The following is a 16,699-nucleotide window of genomic DNA, read 5'->3' on the forward strand; positions in this document are numbered from 1 at the left end:
ATCTTATATGAATGATATAAAAGAAAAATTACAGATAATAAAAGAAAAAAATTTATATAGAGAAATGAGATATTTAAGTAAATCACAGGATAAATATACTGTAATTGATGGAAGAGAAATATTATTAATGTCTTCTAACAATTACCTAGGTCTAGCCAATAATGAAGAAGTAAAAAAGGCAGCTATTGATGGTATAAATGAATTTGGCTTAGGTTCTGGTGGATCAAGACTTACTACGGGAAGTTATGATTTACACAAAAAACTAGAGGAAAAAATAGCTAAGTTTAAAAATTGTGAAGCAGCGCTTATATTTAACACAGGATATATGGCAAATGTGGGTGTTATCTCCGCAATTTGTGATGAAAATTATTATATATTTAGTGATGAATTAAATCATGCAAGCATAATAGATGGATGTAAACTAGCAAAAGGAAAAACTATAGTGTACAAACATAATAATATGGAAGACTTATATGATAAAATATCTACCATAAATCCAACTAAAGGGATTATAGTAACGGACAGTGTATTTAGTATGGATGGAGATATAGCCAATATACCTGAGATTGTGAAAATAGCAAAAGCATTTAATCTTCTTACTGTGGTAGATGATGCTCATGCCACTGGAGTAATAGGTAAAAATGGCAGAGGAAGTAGTGAGTATTTTAACTGCAAAGTAGATATAACTATAGGAACTTTAAGTAAGGCTGTAGCTAGTGAGGGTGGATTTGTATGTGCAGATGAATATATAATTGACTATCTAAAAAATAAAGCGAGAAGTTTTATATTTTCAACAGCCTTATCTCCAGGGATAATAAATGGATCTATTAAGAGTTTTGAATTAATAGCAAGCACAGATAGAGTGCAAAGGCTAAATAATAATATAAAATACATAAATAAAAAATTAAATGAAATAGGTATAGAAACAGATGAAAATAGAGACTCACCAATAATACCAATATTTATAGGTGATGAGGACTTGGCTATGAATATTAGTAAAAGTTTATTAGAAAATGGAATTTATATACCAGCCATCAGATATCCAACAGTTCCCCTTAATAAATCCATACTGAGAATGACTATAATGTCTACTCATGATAAAAAAGATTTGGATATTGTAGTAGATAAATTAAAACATATTTTAATTGAAAATAACATAATAAATTAAGCTAAGGATTTATAGTCTATTTAAATGGAGCAACGGATGTATCTGAAGCGAAGCAAAGATAGATTGTTGACGACATGAAGTGTTTCGCCGACACGTCGCTCAGGCGAAGCGAATTTTTTATTATAAAAACTAAGGATAAATTATACTATTTAACTTTTATGTAACATATTATGTAGTAATTTAATATACAATTATCTTAAGATATTTCAAAATTTAAAATAATTGGAGTGTTGTTGTTATGCTTAAAGTTATTAATTCTATTAGAAATGATGTTGAAGGTAGTAATGGAAAATGTGAAAGCAGGTGTAATAAAACAGCAGGAGCAGAAAAGGTTTATGAAAAGAAAGAGTATATTATTTTAAAGGTTAAGAAAGGCTACATAGTATATAACACAAAAAAAGAATTTGAAAATGGTCATACCCATCTTCAAAGTTTTGAAATGTCAAAGACTATTATTGACAATAGTATAAAAAAGAAAAGACCCAAAACTAATAATATTTATTTAATAGAAAGTCATATAAGGGTTACGAATGATAGTAAATATAAACAAATTTTAGAAGAGCTAATAGAAGCTAAAAAACAGAAAACTAAGGACAATAAATATCATAATAGAAGTTATTGTAATGCTTGTTAAATATATAAAAGAAGAATCACCAAGATAAATGTAATTGGTGGTTCTTATTTTTTGATGTTAATTTTGTAAGTGTATGTAATTCTTAACAAAAGTTAAGAATTACTTATAAACTACTTAATAATTCTTTTTTATTATGTAATAGAAAAGGAGATGATAAATTATGAAATTAAAAAATAAATTTATAGGAATTATAGTTGTTTTAGGTGTGATTACATTTATAGGAGGAAAAAATCCTTTAGTAGGATTATCAAATCATAAAGATACTTATCTAAGTGAAACAAGTACAAATGCTAGTGCAAACAGCAGTAAATACCTTATGTTAGTAAATAAAAAAAATCCGTTGGGATTAGATTATGAACCTGATAATTTGGTTAAGCCCAATGTTAAGTTCTTAAGAGATACTAGCGATGAATCAAGATATATGGATGAAACTGCAGCAAAAGCTTTAGAAGAATTATTCCAAGTAGCTAAGTCAGAAAATATAAACCTTATAGGTTCTTCAGCATATAGATCATACAAAAGTCAGGTTAGGGTTCTTAAGGATGAGATTAGTTCAAAAGGTGTAGACTATGCTAATAAATATGTGGCTAAGCCAGGAAAAAGTGAGCACCAAAGCGGATTATCAATTGATGTGACAAATGAAGCTAGATGTTTTGACAAAACTAGTCCAGAGGCACAGTGGTTAGCAAATAACGCTCACAGGTTTGGATTTATATTACGTTATCCAGAAGGAAAAGAAGATATTACAGGGTATAATTATGAGCCATGGCATATTAGGTATGTTGGCAAAGATGTAGCAAAAAAAATTTATGAAAAAAATATTACCTTAGAAGAGTACTTAAATAAGATAGGATAATTTGGATGAGATAATAGTGCAAATATTAGGACGTGATATTTTAATAAGCTTAATTTTTATTAGTATTATAATATTTATGCATGTTAAATGTAAAAATGAAATGGGAGCCTACCTATATAATATAGGTATTATCATATTTTCCATAACCATGGTTATTATATTTTCGCTAACAGGGGTTTCTCCTATGAGTGGTTTTTATATTGATATAGAAGATATTGATGATTTGATACTTAATACTAGTGGAGCTATGCTAGCTTATTTAGTATTACTTGCGTTTAAAAATTTGATTCCTGAAGTTGACAAGAAAATCAATATAGAATTAAAATTTATGAAAAAAGAACAGATATTATCTATTTGCATATTAGTTCCGTATATTGTTATTATTATAGGTGGATTCTATGATAGATACATTAACATAGTGTAATGTAAAAGTAAGGAGGAAGTTATGTCAAGTAAAATTCTTGTAGTTGATTTACCTCATATATTTGATAGATTTTATAGAGTTGAAAAATCCAGAAATACATTCCAAGGTGGTTCAGGTTTGGGACTTGCTATTACTAAAAATATCATAGAAGCTCATGATGGAATTATTTGCGCTACTAGTGATAATGAAAGTACTATTTTTGAAGTTAAAATACCATATATAAATGAAGAGGAACTCTTTAAGTCGATTGAGTAATCTTGGCTTAGAGAGTTCTTTATTTTATTTTGGGTATAAATAATTTATAACTAATTACATAATCTAAGGAAAAGACAAGTTTTGCATAGAGAATATAAATAGAAGGAGGTAGAAAAATGTCGGAGGGAAAGCAAATAAATAATATAGGTTGGAACTTTCATAACACTTATAAGGATTTACCAAAGCCTTTTTATAGTGAAATAAAGTTAAGTCCTGTGAGAAAACCAGAGCTCATTATTCTTAACGAACCCTTAGCAAAGGCTTTGAATTTAAACGTGGAAGCACTGAAAAGCAAAGAAGGTGTAGAGATTTTAGCAGGAAATAAGAAAGCTGAAGGCGGAGCTTGCATTGCTCAAGCTTATAGTGGTCATCAATTTGGACATTTCACCATGCTAGGAGATGGAAGAGCAGTTCTAATTGGTGAACAAAAAGTAGATACTGGCATAAACATTACGGGAGAAAGTTATAAAAAGTTTGATATCCAACTAAAAGGAAGTGGAAGAACACCTTATTCTCGTGGAGGGGATGGAAGGGCAGTGCTTGGACCTATGCTTCGTGAGTATATAATAAGCGAAGCCATGTATAATCTGAAAATACCAACAACTCGTAGTTTGGCAGTGGTGAAAACAGGAGAAAAAGTTTACAGAGAATATGTTAAAGAAGGGGCAATACTTACTAGGGTTGCTTCCAGTCATCTTAGATTTGGAACTTTTGAATATGCATCCAACTACTTGGGAAAAGAAGAAGTGAAAAAATTGGCTGACTATGCCATAGAGACACATTATCCTTATGTGAGAAATGATGAAAATAAATATCTGAGTTTTCTAAAAGAGGTAATAAAAGCTCATGCAAGTTTAGTATCTAAATGGTTATGTGTCGGATTTATTCATGGTGTTATGAATACGGATAATATGACTATTAGTGGAGAAAGTATAGACTATGGACCATGTGCATTTATGAATACTTATGATCCAGATACTGTATTTAGCTCTATTGATGTACAGGGAAGATATGCTTATAAAAATCAGCCTAGTATGGCATCTTGGAATATTTGTAGACTTGCAGAAGCATTGCTTCCATTAATAAACGAAGATGTTGATGTTGCCATAGATTTGGCACAAAAAGAGATATTTAAGTTTTCTGATTTACATTTTAAATACTGGTTTTCACAAATGAGAAATAAGTTAGGATTTTTCAATGAAGAGCCTATGGATAAGGCTATAATAGAAGACTTACTAAGTATGATGGAAAAATACAAAGAAGATTATACAAATACTTTTGTATCTTTAACTTATAGAAAAAACATGAATAGTGGAATGTTTGCAACATCTGAATTTACTAATTGGCATAAAAACTGGCAAGAAAGATTGGAAAGACAAGAAGAATCTATAGATGAAGCTTATGAACTTATGAAAAAATCAAATCCAGTAGTTATACCAAGAAATCATAGAGTGGAAGAAGCATTAAAATCAGCAGATAATGGAGATTTCACAGTTATGGAAAAATTACTTTCTATACTTAGTAATCCTTATGAATACAAAGAAGAGATGGATGAGTACACAGAGTTGGCTGAACCATCAGATTTACCATATAGAACTTATTGCGGAACTTAAAAATTATAAACTACTAAAGACAAGTTGGAGATGAATAAGATCAGTGACAAAAAAGAAAATCACAATAATCATGACTATAATAGTTACAATTATATTAACTTATAAAGCTCAATCATCTTATGGATTAATAGACTCAACAACATCACTGATATACAATCAGGAAAGTGTTGTGGGAGACATAAAGAAATCAAATGCGTACAACACATATTCAGACTTTTTTACAAAAGTTGATTATACACCAAATAAAAACTTTATAATACCAGGACTAAATAGTTCCATGGTACCGCAGGGAATGTGTGATACAGGAAGCTATATCTTGATATCGGCTTATGACAAGGAAAAGGAAAAAAACTCATGTATTTATGTCATAAACAAATCCACAGGAAATCTTGTAAAAACCATATATTTATACGATAGTAAATCTCATGTTGGTGGATTAGCTTATGATGGAAAAAATGTATGGGTAGCAAACGGAAATCAGTCAACAGTATCAAAGATATTATTAAGTTCAATAACTTATGCAAAAGATGGCGCATTTATACAATGTGATAAATACGAAGTTAAGACAGCAGAAGGAGGTAATGTTGTAGCATCCTTTGCCACATATTCAAAGGAGATACTATGGGTAGGACAATATAAAAAGAAAGATAACACCTATGTTTATGGATATGATATATCAGAGGTAAACTCTTTAAATTTGGAACTTACAGCAAAGTATAGAATTGAAATACCTGAAAAAATACAAGGAATGGTATTTGATAAATCAAGCAGAGTAATATTATCACAGTCTGGTGGTAGAAATAATGATTCAAAAATATATGTATATGATATGCCTAAATATACTGTAAAAGAAAATGTGTATTGTGCTAAATTATATGACCCAATAAAAACGGTAATAGCACCGCCAGCCAGTGAGAATATATTTATTGGAAGTGATAACTTACTATATGTTTTATTTGAGTCAGCTGCTGATTTTTATAGAAATGGCAGAGATAATAAAGAGGGTGCCAAAACACCAGTAGATCGTGTTTGTCCAATAATTTTAGAATAAAGAAAAAGGAGTAGAAATACTCCTTTATATTTTTACATATTGCCCCGAAACATATCCTGTAAGACCTTTGTACTTAACTTTATACCATCCGGAAGACAATTTACTAGTAATCTCAATAGTAGTATTTTTAGGAATAGTAGCTAAAATACTAGAAGAAGTAGAGGCACTTTTTCTAAGATTAAGATTAGCATTAGTAACACCTTTTTGTGTAGAAGTAGAAGGTTTATTATTATTGCCATTTAGAGTAACATATTTACTAGAAACATATCCTGTATTGCCTTTGTACTTAATTTTATACCATCCAGAAGTAGATTTATCTATAATCTCAATAGTAGTATTTTTAGGAATAGTAGTTATAATACTAGAAGAAGTAGAAGCACTTTTCCTAAAATTAACATTAGCAGTAGTGATACCTTTTTCTGTAGAAGTAGAAGGTTTATCATTGGTATTCTCATCTGAATTATTACCATTTAAATTAACATATTTGCTAGAAACATAACCAGTAACACCTTTGTACTCAACCTTATACCATCCAGAAATAGATTTATCTATAATCTCAATAGTAGTATTTTTAGGAATAGTAGTTATAATACTAGAAGAAGTAGAAGCACTGTTCCTAAAGTTAACATTATCAGTAGTAACGCCTTTTTCTGTAGAAGGGGTACTTGGATTTTCAATATTTGAATTACTACCAAAATTTTTCAAATAAGTGTAATTCAAATCAACATATCCACTTATACCAGGTACAGAGCCTTTCTCAGAGTATTGCCACATAGAATATGGCCTTCCAAATGTATTGGTAGATGCGTATTGAGCAACCCATAAAGTATTGGAATCAATAAGATTATCCGTATAATAAGTACTACTAAAATCTTTATTAGTATATATACCTGTAGCGTATCCTTTAGCTTTTACTGTGTCTATAAAAGCATTTGCCATGTTTGTGGCAGAAGTTTTTGTTATAGTAACTCCATTTTCTTTTGCGTATCTTACACTATCGTATTCAAAATCGAAAAACACTGGATATGTAATGCTACTTTTATAAGGTGATAGAGTTTCTAAGCATTTTTGTGCTTCTTGAACAGCTTTTTCAGTGCTAGTAGCATAACTAAACCAATATATACCTATTTTAAGTCCAGCACTTTTTGCACCTTCAATGTAAGTTTTGAATTTTGGATCTACAGTTGAGGTACCATAACCAGCTCTGATTATTACATAGTCAACACCAGAGTTTTTTACACTTTTCCAATCTATATTTCCATTCCATTTACTTACATCTATACCCTTTTCCACAGGGTTTAACTTTAAATAACTTGAAGATACATATCCTTGTTTACCATTAAAATCAACCTTGAACCAAGTACCACTTTTACCTAAAATTTCAATAGTTTCATTAATATTTAAGATTCCGATTACTTTATCTGAAGTAGACGGTCCACTTCTTACATTTAAAGAGTTCGATGTTACAGTTCCGCTACCGATTGCTTTAGGATTAGATAAATTTATTTTTTTAATAGAAGAAACATTATCACTAAATCTATAAGCTTTAGATGCATTTCCACCCATATTATAAGTACCATATTCTTCGGGATCTGGCTGTTTTTTGTTTAAAGTATTTGATTTATAATTATTTGAGTTCGCAGTGACTTTTACATTGTAATTATCATCACTAGCAATAGATATATCACTATCAGAGCTTGAGTTAAGCGACTCTGCATTGGATATAGATATTACATTTTGAGATGATATAGCAATGCCTAAAGATACAGCAAAAAAATATTTATCTCTTTTGTTCATAATATTTCCCCCAATCTTATTATCGTTAATGTGCATCTTTAATACATAAAAATAGAAAATATATATAAATTATACAATAAATGGATAAGAATTTGTCGTATTAATTTATAATATAGTTTATATTTTCGGAATGATTTAATTAATAGGAATAAAAAGTATTAATTTGATAAAAAAATATAATTTTACTGTCGTGATAATATTTTTTACATTACAAAAACGTAATGATAATGAAATATACATACATATTTAAAAAAGCAAAAGGTGTTTATAATAAAAAGTAAGTTAGATAAACTGAGGAGGTATATTAGAAGAATGAAAAATATATTAAGTGTTGAAAAAATAGAAAAATACTATGGAAATAAAGATAATGTAACAAAAGCCATAGATAATATAAGCTTTAAGGTTGATGAAGGAGAATTTGTTGGGATAATGGGGCCTAGTGGAAGTGGTAAAACTACTCTTCTTAACTGTATTTCAACAATAGATACTGTTACAACAGGAAACATAATAATAAATGATAAAGATATTACAAGATTAAAATCAAAAAAACTAGATAAATTTAGACAAAGTGAGCTAGGATTTATATTCCAAGATTTTAACTTATTAGATACATTAACTGCTTATGAAAATATAGCATTGGCATTAACTATAAAAGGTGAAAAATCCTCTGAAATAGATGGGAAAATAAAAGAAGTAGCAAAATATTTAGAAATAGAGAAAGTACTAAATAAATATCCATATCAAATGTCAGGTGGGCAAAAACAAAGGGTGGCATCTGTTAGAGCCATAGTTACAGATCCATCACTAATACTTGCTGATGAGCCAACAGGTGCTCTTGATTCAAAATCAGCAAGATTATTACTTGAAAGATTTGAAAGTCTAAATCAAGATTTAAATGCAACTATACTTATGGTTACTCATGATGCTTTCACAGCAAGTTATGCTCATAGAATTCTGTTTATTAAAGATGGAAAAATATTCACAGAGTTAGTGAGAGGTAAGAATTCGAGAAAAGAGTTTTTCAATAGAATAATGGAAGTTATTACTCTAATAGGAGGCGATGACAACAATGTACTCTAAGATAGCGTTTAAAAATGTTAAGAAAAGTTTTAAAGATTACACAATATACTTTTTAACTTTAACACTGGCAGTTTGCATATTTTATAGTTTTAATTCTATAGAATCACAAAAAGCAATGATGGAGATGAATTATTCTAGCTTAGAATATGTTGAAGGTCTTTCAACTATAATATCTTACGTATCTGTTTTTGTAGCATTTATTTTAGGAAGCCTTATTCTCTACGCAAATAACTTTTTAATTAAAAAGAGAAATAAAGAAATGGGTATTTATATGACTCTTGGGATGTCAAAAAATAGAATCTCTAGAATATTAATATTAGAAACATTAATTGTTGGTGTGTTTTCATTGATAAGTGGATTGATTTTAGGACTTCTAGTATCTCAAGGATTATCAGTACTTGTTGCAAAATTATTTGACTTTAAAATGTCAGGATATACATTTGCAATATCTACACCAGCTATAGGAAAGACTATTTTATATTTTGGAATAATGTTTATACTTGTTATGATATTTAACTCTTTTGTAATTTCAAAATATAAAATAATAGACTTACTAACAGCTGCAAGAAAAACAGAAGAAATGAAGTTTAAAAACCCTATAGTATATTTAGTTACATTTATACTATGTGTGATTTCTTTGGCAGTAGCATATAAATTTGTTTTAGAAGTAGGGCTAGAAGGTATAGACGATCCTAGATTTATGATATCTATAGGACTTGGAATACTTGGAACAGTTTTATTTTTCTTCTCTTTAACAGGGTTTATTTTATATGTGGTGAAAAAGAATAAAAAAGTTTACTTTAAAGGTTTAAATATATTTATAGTAAAACAAATAAACAGCAAAGTTAATACAAACTTTATATCTATGTCAGTAATTTGCTTAATGTTATTCTTAACAATAGGAATATTATCTACTGGATTTAGTTTTAAAAATGCTTTGGAATCAGGATTAGAGCAATCAACACCATATGATGCTAGTGCGTATATGTATATAAGTCCAGAAGATAAAGCAAGAGAAATAGAAAAATCACTTGAGCATATAGGGGTAAAATTTAATAAGAATGATAAAGTAGCTTACTACAATGAGTATACTGATGGAACAAGAGTACAAGATATTATATCTTTAAAAGATGAGTCAGAGAAGAATAATATTGATGCTCAAATTTCATATGTAAAAATCTCAGACTATAATAAGTTAAGAGAAATAAGTAATAAAGAACCAATAGATTTAAAAGAAAATGAAGTATTGATAACATCAAACTTCTCAGACCTATTACCATTAATGGAAAAGCATATGAAAAATAATGATACAATAAACCTTGATGGAAAAATATATAATATAAAAAATAAAGAAGTGATAGAAGACAACTTAAAAACAGATTATATGCAAAGTAATATCTTAACAGTTATAGTAAGTGATGATTTATGTAAAGATAAAGAGTTGTATTCAAGTAATGTAAATGTTAATTTTGTAGGAAATGATAAGGATAAACGAGAAAAAGATTTTAGTGATAAAATATATTCATACAAAACTGAAGATACAGATTATGATAAACTAGGATTTGTTATATCAGCTAATAGAAATGAAGTTTATGAAGAAAATAAGGGATTAACGACTATTATATTATTTATAGGAATATATATAGGAATAGTATTCTTAATAAGTAGTATGGCAGTTCTTGCACTTCAACAATTAAGTGAAGCAAGTGATAGTATAGAAAGATACAAATCATTAAAAAGACTGGGAGCAAGTACAAAAAGCATAAATAAAACAATTTTTGTACAAACTTTAGCTTACTTCAGTATACCAGTAGCACTAGCTGTAGTTCACTCAGTTGTGGGAATAAAAGTTGCAAATGAATTTATAGCAATGTTTAGTCAACCAGATATAGGAAGAACATCTCTTATAACAGCAGGAATATTTATGATTGTATATATGATTTATTTCTATATAACTTATAGTGGATATAAAAATATAGTAAAAAATAATATATAAAACAGAAAGAATCTATTTAAAGTAGCAAAATCTATTTTAAATAGATTTTTTTGGTATAATAAGAGCGATAATAAAGTAAGAGAATATTTATAAAAATAAAACTGAAATAATGGGAGTGATAAAATAGATGGCTAAAATTATAATTATTGAAGATGATGAAATAATTAGAGAAGAGCTAAAAAACTTTTTAAGTAAATATGGATATGAAATAATAGCACCAACAACTTTTGATAATGTGGTTGGATTTATTTTAAAGGAAAATGCTAATTTAGTGTTATTAGATATAAATCTTCCAATTTTCGATGGATATTACATATGTAGAGAAGTAAGAAAGCAGTCAGATGTTCCTATCATAATTGTCACAAGTAGAGATAGTGATATGGATGAGCTGATGAGTATGAATTTAGGGGCAGATGATTTTGTTACGAAGCCTTATAATACACAAATACTGCTTGCAAGAATAACAGCATTGCTAAAAAGAAGTGGATCAAGCACAACCACTAGTAGTATTTTAACTTATAAAGATTTTCAGTTAAATTTATCAAATGCAACTATTTTATATAAGGAAAGAGAAGTAGAACTAACTAAAAACGAAGTAAAAATACTTTCTTATTTAATAAATCACAAGGGCGAAATAGTATCACGAGAATCGCTTATGGAGTATTTGTGGAGCACTGATTATTTTGTGGATGACAGTACATTGACTGTAAATGTAACAAGATTGCGTAAAAAGCTAGAAGAAATAGGCATAGAAAATGTGATAGAAACAAGAAGAGGACTGGGGTATATAATGCCATGAAAATAAGTGATTATATAAAAGATAAGGGGCTTTTTATAGCTATAAATTTAATGGTTTTTATGGTGATTTCATTTTTTATGTATTCCGCAAATGTGGCTTCAGTTATAATTTTTCTTATATTTTGTGTATGGTTTTTACCACTGCTTATCTATATGTTAATAGAGTATATAACGTTTAGAAAGTATTTTAACACTGTTGAAAATATATTAGAAAATCTAGATAAAAAGTATTTACTTCCTGAAATATTAAAAGAACCTAATTTTATAGAAGGTGAAGAGATAAATTATATTATCCAAACGTTAAGCAGAGATATGCATGAGAATGTAAAATATTATAAGAACATCCAGGGAGAATACAGAGAATATATTGAAATGTGGGTTCATGAAATTAAAACGCCTATTGCATCCACTAAATTATTAATAGAAAACAATACTAATGAAATAACAAGAAAAATAGACACACAAATGGATAAAATCGAGAACTTTGTGGAGCAAGTTTTGTACTACTCAAGAAGTGATGAAGTAGGAAAAGATTATATTATAAAGAAGATAGAATTATCTCAAATTGTGAAATGTGTAGTTAAGAAAAATCAAAGGGACTTTATTGGAAAGAGAATAAGCTTGCAACTAGGAGAGCTTGATGAAGTCATTTATAGTGATGCAAAATGGATTGAATTTATACTGAATCAAATAGTGGGAAATGCTATTAAGTATTCAAAAGGTAAAGGAGATAAAATAAAGATTGAGTCAAAAAAATTGGCAAACTCAGTAATTTTAATAATAGAAGATAATGGTGTGGGAATAATTGAGAGAGATTTAAATAGAGTATTTGAAAAAGGATTTACAGGAGAAAACGGCAGAAGATTTGGCAAAAGTACGGGGATAGGTTTGTACTTATGTAAAAAACTATGTAAAAAAATGGGCTTAGGATTAAATATTGAATCAGAAGAAAATAAAGGGACAAAAGTTACTGTAATTTTTCCACAAATAGAGAATTTAACATATTAAAAATAGTAGATAACTTTAATATTTTTTATATAACTATAAAAATCTCAACTAATTTAAAATTGATTGAGATTTTTGTGCATTTAAGCAAAATTAATTTTTACATATTTACATAATTGCCAGAAACATATCCAATGAAATGTTTGTACTTAACCTTGTACCATCCTGATGATATCTGTTCTAAAACTTCGATAGTAGTATTAGTAGGAATAGTATTTATAATAGAAGAAGATGCAGATAAATCTTTTCTAAGATTAAGGTTTACAGTAGTAACACCTTTTTTCGCATCAGATGAATTATCAACACTAGTCTGTGTTTGGACAGATGAACTAGAATATGTGCTGATATTATTTTTAGGTGTTTTTAAATAAGTATAATTTAAATCAACATAGTTACTTATACCAGGAACAAGCCCTTTTTCTGAGTACTGCCACATAGAATAATCATTATTAAATGTGTTTGTAGTGTTGTATTGAGCAACCCATAAATTAGTAGAGTTAATAAGTTCATTAGTAAAATAAGTGTTACTAAAATTCTTATTTGTATAGATACCAGTGTCATATCCATAGGATTTTATTGTATTAATAAATGAATTAGCTATTTGAGTAGCAGAATTTTTTGTTATAATTACGCCGTTGCTGTTTGCGTATTTTACACTATCGTATTCATAGTCAAAGAAAACAGGGTATGTAATACTATTTTTGTAAGGTGCTATAGTTTCTACACATTTTCTGGCCTCTTGGGCTGCTTTTTCAGCAGTTGTAGCATAACTAAACCAGTAAACTCCTACTTTTAATCCTGCATTTGAAGCACCTTCAATATAAGTTTTGAATTTGGAATCTACAGTAGATGTACCAAATCCACCTCTTATTATTACGTAATCTATACCAGAACTTTTTACTTTATTCCAGTCAATAGATCCATTCCATTTACTTACGTCAATACCCTTTTCAATAGGACTTAGTTTTAAACAAGATGAATATACATATCCTTGTGTGCCACGAAAATCAATTTTGTACCAACCATTGCTTTTTTCAAGAATTTCAACTCTTTCGTTATATGATAAGGTACCAACTAACTCACTTGATGTAGAAGGAGTACTTCTTACATTTAAATAACTTTCTGTTACAGTTCCACTTCCTATGGCCTTAGGGTTAGATAATGTTATTTTTCTTGAATTGAATACATCATCTCCAACTGTATAGGTTTTAGACGAATTTCCGCCCATATTATGATTATTATTTAGTATAGGGTCTGAGTCTATATTAGAGCTAAGAGAATCTGCATCTGATATAGTGGTCATACCTTGAGATGAAATAAGAATACCTAATGACATAGCTAAAAGTGATTTATCTCTTTTTATCATATAATTCCCCCTTTTTTGTATTGTATAAAATTATCCCCAAAAGTAAATATATGTAAATTATACAATGAAATAGGAAGTTTGTGCCAATTAAATATGTAAATAAATGGAGTATGAAAAACATACTCCATTTATTTATGAAATCTCTATTATTATTTTAATTTCAAAAAAGCTAGTAAAATAAGAGTTGCTCCACTCAACCATGAAAGGTTAAGTTCACTTTTTTGTGCAACTTTATTGCCTATAAAGCAACCTAATAATACAGCAACTATATTTATCACAAGTGAAAATAAAATAATTTGAACATAGTTTGTTACCATAAGCCCTGTACTAAAACCAGCTGCCAGACCATCGAGAGAAAGAGCCACTGCTAAAGAGAAAGACTCCTTAGGAGAAAGTTCATAAGAATGATCTACGTCTGCCTCTGTACCATCTAAGCAAACTCTAAGAAAAAACTTAAAATCAAATAATTTAAATGATAAATCGCGACTTAAAGTGCCACTTTTATTTAGAATAGCTTTCAAAGTACTATCAAATAATTTAGCCATGCCTAACATTAATAGCACAGTAAAACAAATACTTGTAGTAAAAACACTGGGTATATATTTGCTTATAATACTACCTAGAAAAAGAGCAATAGCTAAAATAGTAGTGCAGACTAAGTTAATTGTCATAGCTGATTTAAAGGGAATTTTTATTTTACTTGTTCCATAGGCAAAACTAGCTACAAATGCATCCATTGAAAGTGCGGAAACAAGTAAAATTGCATCTAGTGAAGATAAGGAATTTAGTGAGTTGAACATAGATACCTCCCCAACTTACATATTGTAAAAAACTTATTAAAGAAGCAAAGTATAAATATTTTAGCGACAATAATGACGCGAATTTTACTTTGTATTAACAATATATTGAAAAAGAAGGTGTTGTGTTACAATTTAAGAAAGAAAAAACAATTTGGGCGATGCCGAATGTTTAGAACATAAAAACAGATTTATTAATAAGTTATTTGATAATAAGCATGTATATGACAATATTGATAATATTTCCCAAGCAATTTGACGAAAACTGAAAGATAGGATTGGTTGGAGTAGCAATTAGTTATATTTTAACGTTGAAGGTTTTGATAAATATAATTTCACTGATTAGCATATTATGTCTTACAATACTTGTATCTTCAGTATTATATTATAAAGATGAAGAATAGATTTTTATAAGATTAACTTTTATAAAATAGATACAGTTTTTGAAAAGGGGGGATTTTCAATGGAAGATAATAAGGTACTTAGCAGAAAAGAAAAATTAGAGAGATTTTTTATGCCACTGGGAATGGTAGGAGTTATATTTTATTTGGTGCATACTATTTTGGGGAATATATTATGGCCAGAGTATAATCCTATAACCATGGATATTAGCTCATTAACTGCAGATGGAGCCCCAAACCAAGGCATACTTAGAGTTTTCACCATGATTTATGGAATATGTATGGTTTTATTTATAATAGGAATGATTATAAAATCAGATAGAAAATATCATTTAGGAGCTCGTACAGGATATGTGGTTCTTTTGGGAATGGAGGTAATTTCTTTATTTGGATATACTGCATTTCCACTTGTGGGAGATAAGACTGTAATGAATTTCCAAAATATGATGCATATAACAGTTACAGTTGCAGTAGTTGTAACTACCATAGTATCAGGGTTTACTCTAGCTTATGGATATTTAGTGCAGGAGAAAATGAAGAATCTTGGTAAGTTTATTCTAATAATGGCAATAATAATAACGTTATGTGGAATAATCAGTCCAATTTCCATAGTAATGGGACTGAATATATTGGGATTAACAGAAAGACTAGTTATCTATTCATTGCAGACGTTGATGTTTGTTTTATCTTTTTACTATACGAAATGTGATAAATAGAAACATTTAGCAATAATATTGAGATTTTATTGTGGATATGGTATACTAATGTTTATTAAAATTAAGTTTATATATAAGTATAAAGTTAATAAAATAAATGAATTAATTAATTAATAACAAAGAAGGTGAGAGTATGGCGGTAGGAGAAAAAACATTAGCTACAAACAAAAAAGCTAGACATGAATATTTCATAGAAGAAACTTACGAATGTGGAATAGAATTAAAAGGAACAGAAGTTAAATCAATCAGAGCAGGTAGAGTCAATTTAAAAGAAGGTTTCGCATCTGTAGATAATTCTGAAGTTTTCCTAAAACAAGTTCATATAAGCCCATACGACCAAGGAAACTCTTTTTACAAGATAGATCCTCTTCGTGTTAGAAAATTATTACTTCATAAACATGAAATTAGAAAACTGATAGGGGCTACTACTATAAAAGGTTATTCTTTAGTTCCTATTAGAATGTATCTGAAAAATGGTAGAGTTAAACTGGAATTAGGTTTAGCAAAAGGTAAAAAACTTTACGATAAACGTCAAGACCTTGCTAAGAAAGATGCACAAAGAAGAATAGAAAGAGAAATGACTGGTAAATACTAAGAAGATTAGTAAATTAATTCTAGTTGATTTTTATCTGAAAAAGTAATATATTATATATACAGTCAAGCTAAGTTATTAGTGATAATACTAAGGGGTATAACAATTTTGTGTATACTTTCATATAAAATTAAATATTGAATTGGTGAA

The 16,699-nt window shown here is 28.7% G+C and carries 16 protein-coding genes; 13 read left to right on the forward strand and 3 right to left on the reverse strand.

The features are described 5' to 3' along the window. The first annotated feature begins 7 nt into the window (after positions 1 to 7). From bioF to QX51_RS07250, 7 genes are all read left to right on the forward strand, one after another. On the forward strand, positions 8 to 1,168 hold the full coding sequence (gene bioF / locus QX51_RS07220; RefSeq protein WP_039679234.1) for an 8-amino-7-oxononanoate synthase: 1,161 nt from the start codon (positions 8 to 10) through the stop codon (positions 1,166 to 1,168). Between the two features lie 238 nt (positions 1,169 to 1,406). Then, positions 1,407 to 1,802 carry a hypothetical protein gene (locus QX51_RS07225; RefSeq protein WP_079764849.1) on the forward strand — a complete coding sequence of 132 codons (396 nt, stop codon included), beginning with the start codon at positions 1,407 to 1,409 and terminating at the stop codon, positions 1,800 to 1,802. 160 nt (positions 1,803 to 1,962) lie between these two features. Next, complete coding sequence (locus tag QX51_RS07230) at positions 1,963 to 2,658, forward strand: M15 family metallopeptidase (RefSeq protein ID WP_052232938.1); 696 nt, start codon at positions 1,963 to 1,965, stop codon at positions 2,656 to 2,658. 184 nt (positions 2,659 to 2,842) lie between these two features. Beyond that, positions 2,843 to 3,082 (forward strand): hypothetical protein, encoded by a 240-nt coding sequence (locus QX51_RS20345; protein ID WP_139045093.1) that lies wholly within the window; start codon positions 2,843 to 2,845, stop codon positions 3,080 to 3,082. Positions 3,083 to 3,103: 21 nt separating this feature from the next. Further along, positions 3,104 to 3,337: an ATP-binding protein gene (locus QX51_RS07240; protein ID WP_039679237.1), complete on the forward strand. Its 234-nt coding sequence runs from the start codon at positions 3,104 to 3,106 to the stop codon at positions 3,335 to 3,337. A 116-nt stretch (positions 3,338 to 3,453) separates the two neighbouring features. After that, positions 3,454 to 4,950 (forward strand): protein adenylyltransferase SelO, encoded by a 1,497-nt coding sequence (locus tag QX51_RS07245; protein ID WP_039679238.1) that lies wholly within the window; start codon positions 3,454 to 3,456, stop codon positions 4,948 to 4,950. Positions 4,951 to 4,993: 43 nt separating this feature from the next. Further along, positions 4,994 to 6,001: a YncE family protein gene (locus tag QX51_RS07250; RefSeq protein ID WP_039679239.1), complete on the forward strand. Its 1,008-nt coding sequence runs from the start codon at positions 4,994 to 4,996 to the stop codon at positions 5,999 to 6,001. A gap of 24 nt (positions 6,002 to 6,025) precedes the next feature. On the opposite strand, the gene QX51_RS19435 is transcribed toward QX51_RS07250, so the two are convergent. Next, positions 6,026 to 7,798 (reverse strand): SH3 domain-containing protein, encoded by a 1,773-nt coding sequence (locus QX51_RS19435; RefSeq protein WP_052232939.1) that lies wholly within the window; start codon positions 7,796 to 7,798, stop codon positions 6,026 to 6,028. Between the two features lie 312 nt (positions 7,799 to 8,110). Between QX51_RS19435 and QX51_RS07260 the strand changes: the two genes are divergently transcribed. The 4 genes from QX51_RS07260 (at position 8,111) to QX51_RS07275 (ending at position 12,680) form a co-directional block, all read left to right on the forward strand. After that, the gene (locus QX51_RS07260) at positions 8,111 to 8,878 is read left to right on the forward strand and encodes an ABC transporter ATP-binding protein (protein WP_039679240.1); all 768 of its coding nucleotides are present in this window, start codon (positions 8,111 to 8,113) and stop codon (positions 8,876 to 8,878) included. Beyond that, on the forward strand, positions 8,868 to 10,874 hold the full coding sequence (locus QX51_RS07265; protein WP_039679241.1) for an FtsX-like permease family protein: 2,007 nt from the start codon (positions 8,868 to 8,870) through the stop codon (positions 10,872 to 10,874). The genes QX51_RS07260 and QX51_RS07265 overlap by 11 nt, the downstream gene beginning before the upstream one ends. Positions 10,875 to 11,001: 127 nt before the next feature. Next, entirely contained in the window at positions 11,002 to 11,673 is a 672-nt protein-coding gene (locus QX51_RS07270; RefSeq protein WP_039679242.1) for a response regulator transcription factor, read from the forward strand. After that, positions 11,670 to 12,680, forward strand: a complete 1,011-nt coding sequence (locus QX51_RS07275; protein WP_039679243.1) for a sensor histidine kinase — start codon at positions 11,670 to 11,672, stop codon at positions 12,678 to 12,680. Before QX51_RS07270 ends, QX51_RS07275 begins: the two co-directional genes overlap by 4 nt. Positions 12,681 to 12,777: 97 nt before the next feature. On the opposite strand, the gene QX51_RS19440 is transcribed toward QX51_RS07275, so the two are convergent. Both QX51_RS19440 and ytaF read right to left on the reverse strand, forming a co-directional pair. Continuing rightward, positions 12,778 to 14,043 carry a GH25 family lysozyme gene (locus tag QX51_RS19440; RefSeq protein ID WP_052232940.1) on the reverse strand — a complete coding sequence of 422 codons (1,266 nt, stop codon included), beginning with the start codon at positions 14,041 to 14,043 and terminating at the stop codon, positions 12,778 to 12,780. 149 nt (positions 14,044 to 14,192) lie between these two features. Next, a complete protein-coding gene (gene ytaF, locus QX51_RS07285; RefSeq protein ID WP_039679244.1) occupies positions 14,193 to 14,843 on the reverse strand; it encodes a sporulation membrane protein YtaF in 651 nt (216 codons plus the stop codon). Positions 14,844 to 15,303: 460 nt separating this feature from the next. Between ytaF and QX51_RS07290 the strand changes: the two genes are divergently transcribed. Continuing rightward, complete coding sequence (locus QX51_RS07290; RefSeq protein WP_242842702.1) at positions 15,304 to 15,957, forward strand: DUF998 domain-containing protein; 654 nt, start codon at positions 15,304 to 15,306, stop codon at positions 15,955 to 15,957. A gap of 133 nt (positions 15,958 to 16,090) precedes the next feature. Further along, entirely contained in the window at positions 16,091 to 16,552 is a 462-nt protein-coding gene (gene smpB, locus QX51_RS07295) for an SsrA-binding protein SmpB (protein ID WP_039679245.1), read from the forward strand. Positions 16,553 to 16,699 lie beyond the last annotated feature (147 nt).

This window comes from Terrisporobacter othiniensis (assembly GCF_000808015.1).
Taxonomy (GTDB): domain Bacteria; phylum Bacillota; class Clostridia; order Peptostreptococcales; family Peptostreptococcaceae; genus Terrisporobacter; species Terrisporobacter muris.

What these genes read in the sequence shown, in the direction of transcription:
- QX51_RS07245 (WP_039679238.1), top strand. Translation starts at nt 3,454, where the DNA reads ATGTCGGAGGGAAAGCAAATAAATAATATAGGTTGGAACTTTCATAAC.
- QX51_RS07260 (WP_039679240.1), top strand. Translation starts at nt 8,111, where the DNA reads ATGAAAAATATATTAAGTGTTGAAAAAATAGAAAAATACTATGGAAAT.
- bioF (WP_039679234.1), top strand. Translation starts at nt 8, where the DNA reads ATGAATGATATAAAAGAAAAATTACAGATAATAAAAGAAAAAAATTTA.
- QX51_RS19440 (WP_052232940.1), bottom strand. Translation starts at nt 14,043, where the DNA reads ATGATAAAAAGAGATAAATCACTTTTAGCTATGTCATTAGGTATTCTT.
- QX51_RS07275 (WP_039679243.1), top strand. Translation starts at nt 11,670, where the DNA reads ATGAAAATAAGTGATTATATAAAAGATAAGGGGCTTTTTATAGCTATA.
- smpB (WP_039679245.1), top strand. Translation starts at nt 16,091, where the DNA reads ATGGCGGTAGGAGAAAAAACATTAGCTACAAACAAAAAAGCTAGACAT.
- QX51_RS07230 (WP_052232938.1), top strand. Translation starts at nt 1,963, where the DNA reads ATGAAATTAAAAAATAAATTTATAGGAATTATAGTTGTTTTAGGTGTG.
- QX51_RS07265 (WP_039679241.1), top strand. Translation starts at nt 8,868, where the DNA reads ATGTACTCTAAGATAGCGTTTAAAAATGTTAAGAAAAGTTTTAAAGAT.
- QX51_RS07225 (WP_079764849.1), top strand. Translation starts at nt 1,407, where the DNA reads ATGCTTAAAGTTATTAATTCTATTAGAAATGATGTTGAAGGTAGTAAT.
- ytaF (WP_039679244.1), bottom strand. Translation starts at nt 14,843, where the DNA reads ATGTTCAACTCACTAAATTCCTTATCTTCACTAGATGCAATTTTACTT.
- QX51_RS20345 (WP_139045093.1), top strand. Translation starts at nt 2,843, where the DNA reads ATGAGTGGTTTTTATATTGATATAGAAGATATTGATGATTTGATACTT.
- QX51_RS07240 (WP_039679237.1), top strand. Translation starts at nt 3,104, where the DNA reads ATGTCAAGTAAAATTCTTGTAGTTGATTTACCTCATATATTTGATAGA.
- QX51_RS07270 (WP_039679242.1), top strand. Translation starts at nt 11,002, where the DNA reads ATGGCTAAAATTATAATTATTGAAGATGATGAAATAATTAGAGAAGAG.
- QX51_RS07290 (WP_242842702.1), top strand. Translation starts at nt 15,304, where the DNA reads ATGGAAGATAATAAGGTACTTAGCAGAAAAGAAAAATTAGAGAGATTT.
- QX51_RS19435 (WP_052232939.1), bottom strand. Translation starts at nt 7,798, where the DNA reads ATGAACAAAAGAGATAAATATTTTTTTGCTGTATCTTTAGGCATTGCT.